Below are 14569 nucleotides of genomic sequence, written 5' to 3' on the forward strand. Positions count from 1 at the left end.
GCCCATGCGTGCGTTGAAGTGGGGCCTGGTGCTGATGCTGTGGCTGTTCGCGGTCAGCGCCCGGGCCGATTTGACCTTTCCGGCATTGACCGGACGGGTGGTGGACGATGCGCAGATGATCGAGCCGTCGGTGCGCGCGCAACTGAGCCAGCAACTGCAGGCCCACGAACAGGCCACCGGCGAGCAACTGGTGGTCGTGACGTTGCCGAACCTGCAAGGCGCCACTATCGAGGATTACGGCGTTGAACTCGGTCGGCACTGGGGCATCGGCCAGAAGGACAAGAACAACGGCGCACTGTTGATCGTCGCCCGGGACGAGCGCAAGTTGCGTATCGAGGTCGGCTACGGGCTGGAGGACCGGCTGACCGATGCCCAGAGCTCGGTGATCATCCATCAGGTGATCACACCGGCGTTCAAGACCGGTAATTTCAGCAAGGGCATCAGCGACGGCGTGGCGGCGATGCTGGTGGTGCTGGGCGGCAATCCGCTGGATGAACCGTCCACGGTGTACGAATCGTCTGGCGACCCTTCGGACGACTTTGTCTCGCGACACCCGGGAATATTCGTATTTCTGGTGATGTTGTTCATCCTGACTGTTTTTGTCTGCCAGATGCTCGGTATCCTTCCCGCCGGCCGTGGTGGTTCCGGAGGAGGGGGCGGCTTCGGTGGCGGTGGTTTCGGCGGCGGCGGTGGAGGCGGGGGCTTCAGCGGCGGCGGTGGCAGTTTCGGCGGGGGCGGTTCCTCCGGCGGCTGGTGATAACAATAACGAGCGGGCATTTCACGACATGGCACTACTGACTGAACACGAACAACGCAAGGTCGCCGAGGCCATCGCCCGGGTCGAGCGCGACACTGACGCCGAACTGGTGACGGTGCTGGCGGCCCGCGCCGATGATTACGCGTACATTCCGTTGCTGTGGGCCAGTCTGCTGGCGCTGGTGGTGCCGGGCATTCTGCACTACCTGACCGGATGGCTGACGATGCACAGTCTGTTGCTGGTGCAGTGGATCAGTTTTGTCTTGCTGTGCCTGGTGTTTCGCCTGCCCAGGGTCACCACTCATCTGGTCCCGCGCCACGTCCGGCACTGGCGCGCCTCGAACCTTGCGCGTCGGCAATTTCTCGAGCAGAACCTGCATCACACGGTGGGCGGCACCGGGATGCTGATTTTTGTCTGCGAGGCCGAGCGGTATGTGGAGATTCTGGTGGATGAAGGTATTTCCAGACGGCTGGACGACAGAAGCTGGGACGCGATTGTCGCGGCGTTTACCGAGCAGGTGCGTCAGGGCCAGACGTTGCAGGGCTTCGTCACTTGCATCGAGGCGTGCGGCGAGTTGCTCAAGGTGCATGTGCCGGTGACGCAGGTGCGCAATGAATTGCCGAATCGGTTGGTGGTGTTGGGATAAGCCGTTCGGGAAAATAGCCGTGCCCTCGAACGCCATCCCCCCTTAAACTAGCGGCCATTCCCGATTTGCCCGTCCGAGGCCGTTTTCTGCATGTCTGCCACCGCCGTTTCCACCCCCGATCACCACGCCCGTTTCATCGAGTTGCTGCAAACCAGCCTCGAACAGAACGGTTTCATCAAACTGGTGCTGGCCAGGTACGTCGGCGAAGAAGCGGATCTGCAGCGGATCATCATCAAACCGGTGACGGTCAAGGCGCAGCCTAATCTGTCATTCGTCTATCGCTACAAGACTCGCGACATCACCAAGAACCTGCCGCTGACCGAGGCGGTGGCGACGATTGCAGGGCTGCTGCCGGCGGCTTTCAAGAACGCGCATTTGCTGACATTGACGGATGAAGCCCAGCTCGAATACAGCAAAAAGGGCAAGAGCTCGCTGTTCATGAGCAAGCCCCAGCAATTGCGCGAAGTGCCGTCCGCCGGGCACAACCGCGAGAAGAACCGCTTCCTTGAGTTGAGTCGCCCGTTCCTCAAGGATCTGGGCGTGACCAACGCGCAACACGAGCTGATTCCGGCGATGTCGCGCAAGTGGAAGCAGATCAACAAGTTCATCGAAGTCTTCAGCCATGCTTTGACGTCCTCGCCGCTGGCCCTGGACAAACCGGTGCGGGTGGCGGACTTCGGTTCGGGCAAGGGATACCTGACGTTCGCCATTCATGATTACTTGCGCAACACGTTGAAGGCCGAGGGCGAAGTCACCGGCGTCGAATTGCGCGAAGAGATGGTCAACCTGTGCAATGCCGCCGCGCAGAAGCTCGAGCATCCCGGGCTGGTGTTCAAATGCGGGGATGTGCGCAGCGTGGCGCCGAGCGAACTGGAGGTGATGATCGCGCTGCATGCCTGCGACATCGCCACCGACTATGCGATCCACACCGGCATCCGCTCCGGCGCGTCGATCATCATGTGCTCGCCGTGCTGCCACAAACAGATCCGCTTGCAGATCCAGAGCCCGGCGCTGCTCAAGCCGATGCTGCAATACGGTTTGCACTTGGGCCAGCAGGCGGAAATGGTCACCGACAGCCTGCGCGCGCTGTTCCTTGAGGCCTGCGGTTACGAGACCAAGGTCTTCGAGTTCATCTCGCTGGAACACACCAACAAGAACAAGATGATCCTCGCCGTAAAGCGCGCCGAGCCGGTGGACCCGACTCAGCTGCTGGTGAAAATCCAGGAACTCAAGGCGTTCTACCACATCAGCGAGCATTGCCTGGAAACCCTGCTGCTCGCCGATGGCCTGCTGGCTTGACCTGGGCCCCTGTGGGGCGAGCTTGCTCCGGGCGGCGATCCGACGAAGGGGCCATAACAGGCGACATCATCGTTGACTGTCAGTCCGTCTTCGCGAGCAAGCTCGCTCCCACATGGGGTTTGATGGCGGTCTTGCGCCCGAGCATCACTGTCGCGATCACCCCGCAGGCGAACAGCCAGGTGATCGGCTCCACGTGCTCACCAAAGAACAGCGCGGAAAAGGCGATGGTGAAGAAGATCTGCAACAGCTGGATCTGACTGACCCGGGCAATACCGCCCATGGCCAGCCCGGCGTACCAGGCGAAGAAGCCCAGAAACTGCGAAAACAGCGCGACGTAACCGAAGGCCCACCAGGTTTTCGCCGACACCGCGCCCTGATGCTGGAGCGCCAGGTACAGCACCGGGCCGATCAGCAGCGGCGTCGACAGCACCAGCGCCCAGCAGATCACCTGCCAGCCGCCCATCTCCTTGGCCAGGCGCCCGCCTTCGGCATAACCCAGACCGCCCACCGCAATCGCACCCAACATCAGCAAATCCCCGGCCTGAATGCTGCCGGCGCCGGTGTACAACGCATAACCCAGCACCAGCGCACTGCCCAACGCGGCGCAGGCCCAGAAGGCTTTCGATGGACGCTCATGGGACAGCCACGCCGCGTACAGCGCCACGCACAGCGGCTGCAAACCGTTGACCAGCGCGCCGTGGGACGCCGGCAAGGTCTGCATGGCCCACGCCGACAGCACCGGGAACCCGAGAATCACCCCGGCGATCACCAGGCTCAGACCTTTGATCTGTTTCCAGGTGGGCCACTTTTCCCGTCGCCACAACAGCAGCAATGCCGCCGGAATCGCCGCGAACAATGCGCGGCCCAGGCCGTTGAGCAACGGGTGCAGTTCCTGCACCACGATGCGGGTGAAGGGCAGGGTGAGGCTGAAGATCACAACGCCGAGCAGGCCCAGGGCCATGCCGGTGTTTTCGCGCGAAGACATGATGGCAACCAGATTCAAAGATGACAGGGAGGAAGCTTCATCTAGCCACAAACCTCGCGTTTCACGCTGTTACAGTCCTGCACAGAGTTAGCCGTACAGTTAGGGTAATGCCCGTTGCGAGGGAGCAAGCTCCCTCGCCACGAATTGGACTACTTTGAATACTCCTGTGCATTTACCAGAGGAGTCCTGTCCATGGCCGCGAAAAAGATTCTGATGCTGGTCGGCGATTACGTCGAAGACTATGAAGTGATGGTGCCGTTCCAGGCCCTGCAAATGGTCGGGCACACCGTGCACGCCGTGTGCCCCGATAAAGCTGCCGGCAAGACCGTGCGCACCGCGATCCATGACTTCGAAGGGGACCAGACCTACAGCGAGAAACCCGGTCACCAGTTCGCCCTGAATTTCGATTTCGCCAGAGTCGATGCCAAGGATTACGACGCGCTGCTGATTCCAGGCGGGCGTGCGCCGGAATATCTGCGGCTGAACGAAAAGGTCCTGGAACTGGTGCGAGCCTTCGACAAGGCCGGCAAGCCGATTGCTGCCGTCTGTCACGGCGCGCAACTGCTGGCGGCGGCGGGGATTCTCGAAGGGCGGGAGTGCAGCGCCTATCCGGCCTGCGCACCGGAAGTGCGGCTGGCCGGTGGCACCTACATCGATATTCCGGTCACGGACGGTCATGTGCAGGGCAATCTGGCCACTGCGCCCGCCTGGCCGGCGCATCCAAAATGGCTGGCCGGGTTCCTGGGGTTGCTCGGGACTAAAATCACCCTGTGATCCATCGACCAGGAGGCACAGCATGTCCGGGTGGTATGAGTTGAGCAAAAGCAGCAACGGCCAGTTCAGGTTCGTACTGAAAGCGGCCAATGCCGAAACGATTCTGACCAGCGAGTTGTACACCTCCCACAGCGCTGCTGAAAACGGTATCGCTGCGGTGCAGGGCAACAGTCCGCTGGATGAGCGCTACGAGAAGAAAACGACGAAGGACGGGCATCCCTACTTCAATCTCAAGGCCGCCAATCACCAGATCATCGGCAGCAGCGAGTCCTATTCATCGGACGCGGCGTGTGCCAAGGGGATCGCCGCCGTGAAGAGCAACGGGCCGACGAAAGTGATCAAGGACAAAACCCTGCCGGTACTTTGAATCCAGCACAAAACCCTGTGGGAGCAAGCTCGCTCCCACAGGGTTGATGTGTGGTTTAAAGATCAGCTCAGGGTTTTGAGAATGCCCTGCAACTGGCTGCGCCCGGCCTCGTTCAACGGGAAGACCGGCAAGCGCGGATCGCCGGCTTCCAGATCGGTCAGGCGCAAACCTGCCTTGATCGTCGCCGGCAAACCGCCCTTGAGGATGAAATCCAGCAGCGGCAACTGGCGGTAAAACAATTCCCGTGCCTTGCCCAGATCCCCCGCCAGCGTGGCTTCGTACAGATCCAGGTTGAGTTGCGGGATCAGGTTCGGCGCCGCGGTGCACCAGCCCTTGGCGCCAGCGGCGAACGCTTCCAGCGCCAGCGGGTTGCAGCCGTTGTAGAACGGCACCCGGCCTTCGCCGAGCAGTTGCAGCTTGTGCATGCGCTGGATGTCGCCGGTGCTCTCCTTGACCATGGTCACGTTTTCCACATCGTTGACGATGCGCAGAATCAGCTCCACCGACATGTCGGTGCCGCTGGTGGCCGGGTTGTTGTAGAGCATGATCGGCACGCCGATGCTGTCGCCGATGGCGCGGTAGTGGGCCAGGATTTCCGCTTCGGTGAGCTTCCAGTAGGACGCCGGCAACACCATCACCACGTCGGCGCCGTGGGCTTCGGCGAAGCGTGCCCGACGCACGGCTTTGGCGGTGGTCAGGTCGGAGACGCTGACCACGGTCGGTACCCGTCCGGCGACGTGTTTGATGCTGAACTCGGCGACCTGGTCCCACTCCGCATCGCTCAGGTAGGCGCCTTCGCCGGTGCTGCCCAGCGGTGCGATGGCGTGGACGCCACCGGCGATCAGACGATCGATCGAGCGGCCGAGGGCCGGCAGGTCAAGGCCTTCGCCATGGGCGCCGAACGGGGTGATGGTGTAGCCGATGATGCCGTGAATGTTGGTCATGTGAGTGCTCCGCAAGGATGGGGATTCAGTTCAGGCAATCGGCGTGTTGATGCAAGTTCTGCCGGGCGTAGTAGTTGAAGGCAGCGGCGTGGCGCTTGGGTTTCGACACCCAGTCATGCGCCTCGCGCCCCAGTTCGGGAATGATCGGTTTGATCGTGCCGGCGGCCATGGCCAGCAGTTGCAGTCTGGCGGCGCGCTCGATCAGTTGCGCGATGACACAGGCTTCCTCGATGGTCGCCCCGGTGGACAGTTGACCGTGGTGGGAAAGCAGGATCGCCCGCTTGTCGCCCAACGCGCCGGCAATCAGTTCGCCTTCTTCGTTGCCCACCGGAACGCCGGGCCAGCCTTCAAGGAATGCGCAGTCTTCGTACAGCGGGCACAGGTCCATGTGGGAAACCTGCAGCGGTACTTCCAGCATCGACAGCGCGGCGATGTGTGTCGGGTGGGTGTGGATGATGCAGTTCACGTCCGGCCTGGCGCGATAAACCCAGCTGTGGAAACGGTTGGCCGGATTGGCCATGCCGTGGCCTTCGAGCACTTCCAGATCTTCGTTGACCAGCAGCAGATTGCTCGCGGTGATTTCATCGAAACCCAGCCCCAGTTGCTGGGTGTAGTAAGTGCCCGGCTGCGGGCCACGGGCGGTGATCTGCCCGGCAAGGCCCGAATCGTGACCGTTTTCGAAGAGGATCCGGCAGGTCAGGGCCAGCTTTTGCCGGTCCGTCCACGTATTATCCGCCAGGGTGTTTTGCATCTGTGTCAGCGCTTGCCTGACCAGTTGGTCTTTGGGGAGTGTTAATGTCTTGGCCATATCGGTGTCCTGTGGTGTTGCACATGGATGATACTTGAGAGGCTATATGACACTTTGTGTCATTGGCAAGGGCAAATCGTCTTTCCTCTGCTGGAATAATCGCTGCGCATGTCTATCCGTTTGAAATTATTGAGAAAAAAACTTGGTGTAACCCTGGAAGCGCTGGCCGAGAAATCCGGCATGACCAAGAGTTACCTGTCGAAGGTGGAGCGCGGCTTGAACACGCCGTCGATTGCCGCCGCGTTGAAACTGGCGAAAGCGCTGAACGTGAAAGTCGAGGAATTGTTCTCCGAAGACAACGTCAGCCTCGACAGCTACAGCCTGGTGCGCAGCCACGAACGCCAGTCACTGGCGGCCAACGATCACAGCCCCGGTTACGCGGTGCTGGCTCACCAGGTCAGCGAGCGCAGTCTGTTGCCGTTCATCATCTATCCGCCGACCGAATTCACTGACAAGACCTTCAAGGAACACCTGGGCGAGGAGTTTCTGTTCGTCCATGAAGGCCGGGTCGAAGTGGATTTCATGAACGAACGGGTGCTGCTGGAGCGGGGCGATGCGCTGCACTTCAATGCGCAGAAACCGCACCGGATCCGCTCGGTGGGCGAGAAGCAGGCTCAGTTGCTGGTGGTGGTGCACAGCAGCGAGGAATGATCAGTCCTCGACCGGCACCGACAGCTTCGGGTTGCCCAGTGCATGGGACTTCGAGTCAAAGAACCGCAGTTCCACGCCGGTTCCGTCGAACACCTTCGCGTAATGCCGCTTCTGGTGCTGGATGAACGCAGCACTGCGCGGGTAGATCGAGATCGCCACGGTTTTCGGTTTTGCCAGGCGCAGGGCACGCACGATGTGTGCATCCTGCTCGCCGAGGGCATGGCCGAAGATGCACAGGCTGTCACCGTGCCCCAGCAACTGGTCGTAGCAGAACGACAGGTAATCCGAACTGCGGATGGTCTTGAGTTTGTCTGCACTCGGCCCTTCGTTGACGAACAGCGGTACGTCGTCGAGGGTCTTGAGGGTGTTGTTGATCGCAAAGTTGCCCAGCAGCGTGCCTTCGGTGGCGGTCAGCTTGCGGGCGCTGCCGTCCAGATTGCGCACCAGATGCAGGCCGCCGTGCAGGTACAGCAGACGGGGCTTGTCGCTGCGGCTTGCGCACAGATCGAAGTTGGCGTCGGGGCCGTTGAACAGATCGTCGATGGCGTCGCTGTCGTGTTGCAGGGCCCAGTAGTTGAGCAGGTCGTAATTGGTGGTGAACACCGTGCGATAGCTTGCCAATTCTTTGTTCAGCGTAGCCAGAGTCGAGGTTTCAATCAGCCGCCACGGAATATGCACCGCATGGACGGTGTTGATCAGCGCCTCCTTGATCGCGTAATAACGATTGCGCGGTGCGGCGGAGCTGACGGCCAGTGCCTTGTTGACCCGGCTGGTGGTTTTCAACGCGCCGAGCACCTGCTCGAAACTGCGTGTCTGCAGGGCGTCGAACACGCTCAGTTCCGACGGGCTCAACGGTTTTTCCTCCACCGTGCGGGCGTTTTCGAACAGCGAGTCATAGCCGAAATCGTCCCATACTGTGCGGCTGGCGCCGTTGCCCACCAGCAAACCGCTGAAGTCGGTGGTGGCGCGCAACGCGTTCCAGTCTTCGAGGGTGGCGTCGACATCCAGAAAATCGGTCATTGCAGGGCACGTCTCAAAACTAAGGGGCAGATGGACGGCGACTTTATCACGAGCGGGCATTGAGCCAGATCAACATCCGCCGTGACCGATCGGTCGATCCTGTATGCATCCGCCGGATCGCAGGAGTCGAACCGGCCCCTGTCAGGAGACGCGCCATGAGCAGCACCTTTTTCATTCCCGCGGTAAACATCATGGGCAGCGGCTGCCTCGACGACGCCATGAATGCCATCCGCAACCACGGTTTTCGCAAGGCGCTGATCGTCACCGACGCGGGCCTGGCCAAGGCTGGCGTGGCAACGATGATCGCCGAGAAACTGGCGATGCAGGACATTGATTCGGTGATCTTCGACGGCGCCAGACCCAACCCGAGCATCGCCAACGTCGAGGCCGGGCTGGCGCTGCTCAAGGACAGCCGCTGCGATTTCGTTGTCTCCCTCGGCGGCGGCTCGCCCCATGACTGCGCCAAGGGCATCGCGCTGTGCGCGACCAACGGCGGGCAGATCCGTGATTACGAAGGCGTCGATCAGTCGGCCAAGCCGCAATTGCCGTTGATCGCCATCAACACCACCGCCGGCACGGCCAGCGAGATGACCCGGTTCTGCATCATCACCGACGAAACCCGGCACGTGAAAATGGCCATCGTCGACCGCAACGTCACGCCGCTGCTGTCGGTCAACGACCCGGCGCTGATGGTCGCCATGCCGAAAAGCCTGACCGCCGCCACCGGCATGGACGCACTGACCCATGCCATCGAAGCCTATGTGTCCACTGCGGCCAACCCGATCACCGACGCCTGCGCGCTGAAAGCGATGACTCTGATCAGCAACAACCTGCGTCTGGCGGTACGTGACGGCAGCGATCTGGCGGCGCGGGAAAACATGGCCTACGCGCAATTTCTCGCCGGCATGGCATTCAACAACGCGTCCCTTGGTTACGTGCATGCGATGGCGCACCAGTTGGGCGGTTTCTACGACCTGCCGCACGGGGTGTGCAATGCGGTGTTGCTACCCCACGTGCAGACGTTCAACGCGCTGGTTTGCGCCGATCGCCTCACCGATGTGGCTCACGCCATGGGCGCCGACATTCGTGGTTTCAGCCCGGAGGAGGGTGCAAAAGCTGCGATTGACGCGATCCGCAGCCTGGCCAGGGACGTCGACATCCCTGGTGGCTTGCGCGACCTCGGCGCCAAATGCACTGACATCCCGATACTCGCCGCCAATGCCATGAAAGACGCCTGCGGTTTCACCAACCCTCGGGCGGCGGATCAACGGCAGATCGAGGAGATTTTCCGCAGCGCGTTTTAAGCGGACTGACGATCGGGCGCGAACCTCGTGCAGAGCACCGCGCCTGACACCAGCCCGTAACCTCCCCGCGCCGCCAGATAAATGCTCATGCCCGGTTGGGCGAGGAACACGGTGGCGCAGGTAAGAAGCAGGATAAGGCCGGGGTTCATGAGTCGTCCGTGCAGGCTCAGTGGTCGCGATGGCCGCGGTGAGCCAGAAACAACCCGATGATCACATCGCAGAAGTGGTGGATCAGTGTCGATTCCATATCGGCGCGCAATGTAACGCGAATCGCGGCTTTACCTTGAGCCACCACCGGAAAAAATACCGCGCTGGTGAAAAAGCCGTATTCGGCCAGCTCTATGGCAATACGCGTGGCCAGGGTGGCCTCACCGCAATTGATCAAGCGAATGGCCATGGGGCTGCCATGCTGTTCGGTGCTCAGAAGACTGTCGAACAGGCGAATGTTGGCCTGGAGCCGAACCTGCAGTGCGCGCAGTTCAGCACTGCGATGCAACTGGATCGAAGCAAGGCCCGCGCCGATGGCGGCGCAATTGAGGCTTTGCGACCAGTTGCTCGGCCCGCCGTAACGCTGAATCAACTTCCTCTGCCGCTCATTCCCCAACATCACCAGCCCGCCGCTGGCCCCAAACGATTTGGCCAGTGACGCGACGATCAGACACTCCTCTTCCAATGCCGGCATTCTTGGCCGCACCAGTCCGGCCCCGTTGTTGCCGACCGCCGACAGCGCATGGGAGTCGTCCAGATAAAGGAACAGGCCGTAACGTTCTTTCAGGTACAGCAGACCGTCCAGATTGGCGACGCCGCCCATGCTGTAGGCACCGTCGGCAACGTAGGCGACCGTGGCATGGCGCTGGCACACCGATTCGAGAAAATCCATGTCGTTATGGGGACAGGTCAACACGAGGGTTTCATCGGCGCAACTGGCCTTCAGGTGGTTCATCGAATAGTGCGCCAGACGATCGAACACCATCACCGGCGGGCGGTTGTGCGTGAACGCCCCGCTGGCTAACAGCGGCAGGATCCCGGCACTGGCGGCGCTGCAGGACAGACTGCTCAGGCACACGGCGCCGAACAGTTCAGACAGTTCGCATTCGTAACGATCGAGCAGCGCCAGTTTGCAGCGGTTTTTAGAGTTGGCGATCCGCAGCGTGCCGGTTTCCCGCAGTGCCGAGATGGCGCCTTCGAGCAGGGCCGGGTGGTGATCGAGGCCCAGGTAGGACGTGGTGCAAAAGTGATGGAAGGAGCGCCCGTGCTGATCGACCAGTTCGTTGCAGCCTTTGACTTCGACATTGAGGGCGGCGATTTTTCCGGCTTCGGCGGCTTCCCAGTCGTGGTCCGCCAGAGTGATGACCTTGCGATAGTGAGTGAAGGTGTGGGCGGCGGTATCGGACAGATGATTCACGGCAGCTCTCCTTGAGCATGGCAATCCATGGGATGTTGCAATTTGTGTGTGTTGCCAGACTTTACAGAGAGCGATACCGGGTCAGAATCGGTCATATCTGATAGCGCTGAGGGGCGTTGGAGTTTTGTTTGTAGGGCAATGCCAGGCAGAAGCGTCAGATCGTGAAACGCCTGACGACTGCCGGGTGATGAATCATCCTGCCGTCACAGCGCTTTTTTCTATCGCAGTGGAAAACTGGATCAACACCACACCGGCGATCAACAGCATTGCCCCGAAAACCCGTGGCAAGGTCAGTTGTTTTTCCAGCAGGCCGAATAACCCGAAGTGATCCAGCACCATCGACGCCAGGACCTGCCCGGCCAGGGCCAGCGCGAAGAACCCCGATGCACCGAGCTTCGGCACCAGCACCACCGCCAATGCCACAAAGCACACCCCGAAAGCGCCACCGGCCCACATCCACAGCGGCGCCTTGCCGATGAACGCCAGGGATGGCAGCGGCAAGCGCAGCGCGACGATGACCGGCAACAACACCAGCACACTGACCAGCAATGATGCCAATGTCGCCCACAACGGATGGCCCAGTCCCCGGGCAAGGCTGGTGTTGATCGCACTCTGAAACGGCACTACCGCCCCGGCGAATGCGGCCAGCAGCAACAGGCCAGCCCAATGCAATGTACTCATGTTCGTTCTCCAGCAAGGTTTTGCTGGACTCTAGGGTATTCGTCGCGCAGATTTAAATTCTGTTTTGTCATGCGGAACATGCATCAGATGAATGATCTTCGGCGCATCGATCTCAACCTGTTGGTCGTCCTCGACGCCTTGCTCGCCGAGCAACACGTGACCCGCGCTGCCGAGCGTCTACACTTGAGCCAGCCGGCGGTCAGCCATGCGCTGGCCCGTTTGCGCGACTTGCTCGGTGACCCCTTGCTGGTGCGTGCCGGTTCGGGGCTGGTGCCCACCGCCCGGGCACTGGAACTGATTGCGCCGCTGTCCGAAGCCCTGGCCCAGGTGCAATCGCTGCTGGCGCCGAACACCTTCGATCCCGCCAGTGCCCGTCGGATCTTTCGGCTTGCGATGTCGGATTACGGTGCGGCGATCATCCTGCCCGGGCTGATTCGCACGTTGCGCACGGAGGCTCCGGGCATCGACCTGCAAATCCGTCATGCCAGCCGCGAAGGCATGGTCGAAGGTTTGCTCAACGGCGACATCGACCTCGCTGCCGGCGTACTCCCGGAATTGCCCGGCGAGTTGTGCAGCATGCCGCTGTTCGAGGAACGCTATGTCTGCCTGCTGGATCGCCAGAGCCTTCCCGCCGGTGGTGCTCTCGATCTGCCAACCTACCTTTCCCGCCCCCACGTCCTGCTGGAGATGCGCGGCAGCGGCACGCCGGAAATCGAACGCACCCTGACCGCCCTGCGCGAGCGCCGCCGCGTCGCCGTCAGCCTGCCGCACTGGAGCGTTGCGCCGCAGTTCATCAGCGGCACGGATCTGATCCTGACCGTAGCTTCGCGGGCCCTGAATGGTGTGGATGACAAATCGCTAATCGTCGTGCCGCCGCCGTTCGAGATCGCACCGTTCACCTTTGTCTCGGCGTGGCACAAGCGACGGGGTGGGGATCAGGCGTTGAACTGGTTGAATCGGCGGATCGGGGAGGGGATAGTGCGCGGCTGAAAAACATCAAGGAGTGGGGCGTGACAGTGAAGTCTGTGGTGACGGTGGGGCTGGCGCTTTGCGGGGCGCTGATGGCGGGGGCGGTGTTGGCTGATTGTGTGCCTGCGCCGGTGACGAACGAACGGGATTTTTCTGTTTGCAAGGATTGGCCGGCGTATCCCGGACTGACGCTGAATGCGGTTTCGAAGTTTGAGCCGGATCCGGTGTATGGCAAAAGCGGTGATGTCGGCAGTTATGACCTTGCTCTCTCTGTCGTTTCGGGCGGGGGGTCAGAACCTCTGGCCAGCTATTACAAGCCTTCTGCATTTCTGTCCGATGCTTTCGCACTGGAAAGTGTGGAGTTCGATACCGCGCGCTACAAATTGACCCCTGAAATTCGGGCTTTTGGTGTTCGGGTTGCCTTCAAAGGTTCCTCCCGCGTCAATCCCATGGATGAGACTTCGCTGTCCCTTTACGTGAGAGAGGGTGACACGTTACGTCCAGTGCTGGATCGGCTTGTGGTGTATGGCTACAACGGAGAGTGGGATGGCAATTGTGCAGGCGAACGCGCCAGTACCCAGCGCACCATCGAAATTGGAAAGACCAGTTCTCATGGTTACGCCGATCTGATCGTCAAATCGGTGACTACGGGAACGGTTGGCAAAGGTGATCCAGGCACTTGTAATGAGAAAACCACAACCGGTAAACCTGTGCTGACAACCCTTCACTACGACGGCAAATCATACGTCTTGCCTAAAGGTTTCAAAGCCATCGAGTGATACAGAGCCAACGCGACTTATTTCAAGGAAGAACAATGCTCACCTCGACCCGACTTTTCATTGCCCTCGGTTTTCTGGCCGTAACCGCTCCAGCTCAGGCTCAGGTTTCCTGTGTCACCAAGGATTTCGACAACCAGTCAATGGCACGCTGCAAGACATGGCCGGCGTTCAAGAATCAGGCGATTGCCCTTAAATCCACCTACGTGCCGGATGCTGGTAGTGACGATGCCGGTGTGTTTGATCTTGATTTGGCGATCATAGATACCAGCAACTGGAAAACGCTGGCGACGTATGCGAAACCCGGTGCCTATAACTCCGATGCCATTCGTTTTACCGATCTGTTGGTCGATACCGCTCGCTATCGGCTGGCCCCGGATGTTCGCGCGTTCGGGCTGCGGTCAAAGTTCTCGCACAGTTCAAGTGCCACCCCCTATGAAAAAACCGACCTCACACTCTATGTGCGCGAGGGTAATAAACTGCGTCCGGTACTGGATGGTCTGGTGGTCTACAAAAATAACGGTGAGTGGCTGGAAAACTGCGTGGGTGAAGGTCAGCAAATTCGCCGCACCGTGGAAATCGGCCCGACCAGCCACAACGGTTATTCCGACCTGATCGTCACCACAAGCGGTACGGCGATGAAAACTGTCAAGGCCGGCAAGGAATGCGTTTCCCAGGATTCCCCACTGAAGAAAACCCAAATCACCCTGACCTACGACGGCAAGCAATACACCATCCCCGAAGACCTGCGAGGTTACTGACCGATGCTCACCGGCCTCAACCACCTGACCCTCGCCGTCAGCGACCTGGATCGCAGCCTCACGTTTTACCGCGACGTGCTGGGCTTGCGGGTCGAGGCCACGTGGGACGCCGGTGCCTACTTGTCGCTGCCGGGCTTGTGGTTGTGTCTCTCCCTCGATGCACAACGCCAATCCGAGCCCGCCGCCGACTACACCCATTACGCCTTCACCCTCGGCGCTGCGGATTTCCCGCTGTTCGTGCATCAGCTTCGTGCCGCGAACGTGCCGGAATGGCGCGACAACCGCAGCGAAGGCGCATCGTTCTACTTCCTCGACCCGGACGGGCACAAGCTCGAGGCCCACGTCGGCGATCTGGCCTCGCGGCTGGCCGCGTGTCGGCAAAAGCCCTATGTCGGGATGCGTTTTTTCAACGAGCCGTGAAT

At 60.7% G+C, this 14569-nt stretch carries 17 protein-coding genes; 11 read left to right on the top strand and 6 right to left on the bottom strand.

Annotation, left to right across the window (positions count from 1 at the left end; genetic code table 11):
• The first annotated feature begins 4 nt into the window (after positions 1-4).
• The 3 genes from BBF94_RS03115 (at position 5) to BBF94_RS03125 (ending at position 2702) form a co-directional block, all read left to right on the top strand.
• Positions 5-757 carry a TPM domain-containing protein gene (locus BBF94_RS03115; protein WP_065257595.1) on the top strand — a complete coding sequence of 251 codons (753 nt, stop codon included), beginning with the start codon at positions 5-7 and terminating at the stop codon, positions 755-757.
• Between the two features lie 28 nt (positions 758-785).
• A complete protein-coding gene (locus tag BBF94_RS03120; RefSeq protein WP_065257596.1) occupies positions 786-1403 on the top strand; it encodes a TPM domain-containing protein in 618 nt (205 codons plus the stop codon).
• A gap of 90 nt (positions 1404-1493) precedes the next feature.
• Positions 1494-2702, top strand: coding sequence for a class I SAM-dependent methyltransferase (locus tag BBF94_RS03125; protein ID WP_065257597.1), 1209 nt, complete (start codon positions 1494-1496; stop codon positions 2700-2702).
• Between the two features lie 79 nt (positions 2703-2781).
• Here the strand turns inward: BBF94_RS03125 and BBF94_RS03130 are convergent, their stop codons facing one another.
• Positions 2782-3687 carry a DMT family transporter gene (locus BBF94_RS03130; protein WP_065257665.1) on the bottom strand — a complete coding sequence of 302 codons (906 nt, stop codon included), beginning with the start codon at positions 3685-3687 and terminating at the stop codon, positions 2782-2784.
• A gap of 192 nt (positions 3688-3879) precedes the next feature.
• Between BBF94_RS03130 and BBF94_RS03135 the strand changes: the two genes are divergently transcribed.
• Both BBF94_RS03135 and BBF94_RS03140 read left to right on the top strand, forming a co-directional pair.
• Positions 3880-4461 (top strand): DJ-1/PfpI family protein, encoded by a 582-nt coding sequence (locus BBF94_RS03135; RefSeq protein ID WP_065257598.1) that lies wholly within the window; start codon positions 3880-3882, stop codon positions 4459-4461.
• 22 nt (positions 4462-4483) lie between these two features.
• Positions 4484-4828, top strand: a complete 345-nt coding sequence (locus BBF94_RS03140) for a YegP family protein (protein ID WP_065257599.1) — start codon at positions 4484-4486, stop codon at positions 4826-4828.
• 62 nt (positions 4829-4890) lie between these two features.
• Here BBF94_RS03140 and BBF94_RS03145 read toward each other — a convergent pair whose 3' ends face one another.
• Both BBF94_RS03145 and BBF94_RS03150 read right to left on the bottom strand, forming a co-directional pair.
• On the bottom strand, positions 4891-5772 hold the full coding sequence (locus tag BBF94_RS03145) for a dihydrodipicolinate synthase family protein (protein WP_065257600.1): 882 nt from the start codon (positions 5770-5772) through the stop codon (positions 4891-4893).
• Between the two features lie 25 nt (positions 5773-5797).
• On the bottom strand, positions 5798-6580 hold the full coding sequence (locus BBF94_RS03150) for an aldolase (RefSeq protein ID WP_065257601.1): 783 nt from the start codon (positions 6578-6580) through the stop codon (positions 5798-5800).
• Positions 6581-6688: 108 nt separating this feature from the next.
• Between BBF94_RS03150 and BBF94_RS03155 the strand changes: the two genes are divergently transcribed.
• On the top strand, positions 6689-7231 hold the full coding sequence (locus BBF94_RS03155; RefSeq protein WP_065257602.1) for a helix-turn-helix domain-containing protein: 543 nt from the start codon (positions 6689-6691) through the stop codon (positions 7229-7231).
• Here the strand turns inward: BBF94_RS03155 and BBF94_RS03160 are convergent, their stop codons facing one another.
• The gene (locus BBF94_RS03160) at positions 7232-8251 is read right to left on the bottom strand and encodes a DUF4917 family protein (protein ID WP_065257603.1); all 1020 of its coding nucleotides are present in this window, start codon (positions 8249-8251) and stop codon (positions 7232-7234) included.
• 155 nt (positions 8252-8406) lie between these two features.
• Between BBF94_RS03160 and yiaY the strand changes: the two genes are divergently transcribed.
• A complete protein-coding gene (gene yiaY, locus BBF94_RS03165; protein ID WP_065257604.1) occupies positions 8407-9555 on the top strand; it encodes an L-threonine dehydrogenase in 1149 nt (382 codons plus the stop codon).
• Between the two features lie 166 nt (positions 9556-9721).
• Here yiaY and BBF94_RS03170 read toward each other — a convergent pair whose 3' ends face one another.
• Positions 9722-10951: an aminotransferase class I/II-fold pyridoxal phosphate-dependent enzyme gene (locus BBF94_RS03170; protein WP_065257666.1), complete on the bottom strand. Its 1230-nt coding sequence runs from the start codon at positions 10949-10951 to the stop codon at positions 9722-9724.
• Positions 10952-11152: 201 nt separating this feature from the next.
• Positions 11153-11641 carry a DMT family transporter gene (locus BBF94_RS03175; protein WP_065257605.1) on the bottom strand — a complete coding sequence of 163 codons (489 nt, stop codon included), beginning with the start codon at positions 11639-11641 and terminating at the stop codon, positions 11153-11155.
• Positions 11642-11719: 78 nt separating this feature from the next.
• Between BBF94_RS03175 and BBF94_RS03180 the strand changes: the two genes are divergently transcribed.
• From BBF94_RS03180 to fos, 4 genes are read left to right on the top strand one after another with little or no spacing between them, the layout of a single operon-like run.
• On the top strand, positions 11720-12631 hold the full coding sequence (locus tag BBF94_RS03180) for a LysR family transcriptional regulator (protein ID WP_176704404.1): 912 nt from the start codon (positions 11720-11722) through the stop codon (positions 12629-12631).
• A gap of 20 nt (positions 12632-12651) precedes the next feature.
• Complete coding sequence (locus tag BBF94_RS03185; protein ID WP_082302356.1) at positions 12652-13389, top strand: PA3715 family protein; 738 nt, start codon at positions 12652-12654, stop codon at positions 13387-13389.
• A 35-nt stretch (positions 13390-13424) separates the two neighbouring features.
• On the top strand, positions 13425-14147 hold the full coding sequence (locus BBF94_RS03190; RefSeq protein ID WP_065257607.1) for a PA3715 family protein: 723 nt from the start codon (positions 13425-13427) through the stop codon (positions 14145-14147).
• 3 nt (positions 14148-14150) lie between these two features.
• Complete coding sequence (fos, locus tag BBF94_RS03195) at positions 14151-14567, top strand: fosfomycin resistance glutathione transferase (protein ID WP_065257608.1); 417 nt, start codon at positions 14151-14153, stop codon at positions 14565-14567.
• The last annotated feature ends 2 nt before the right edge of the window (positions 14568-14569 follow it).

The sequence above is a fragment of the Pseudomonas bananamidigenes genome, assembly GCF_001679645.1.
In the GTDB taxonomy this organism is placed as follows: Bacteria; Pseudomonadota; Gammaproteobacteria; order Pseudomonadales; family Pseudomonadaceae; genus Aquipseudomonas; species Aquipseudomonas bananamidigenes.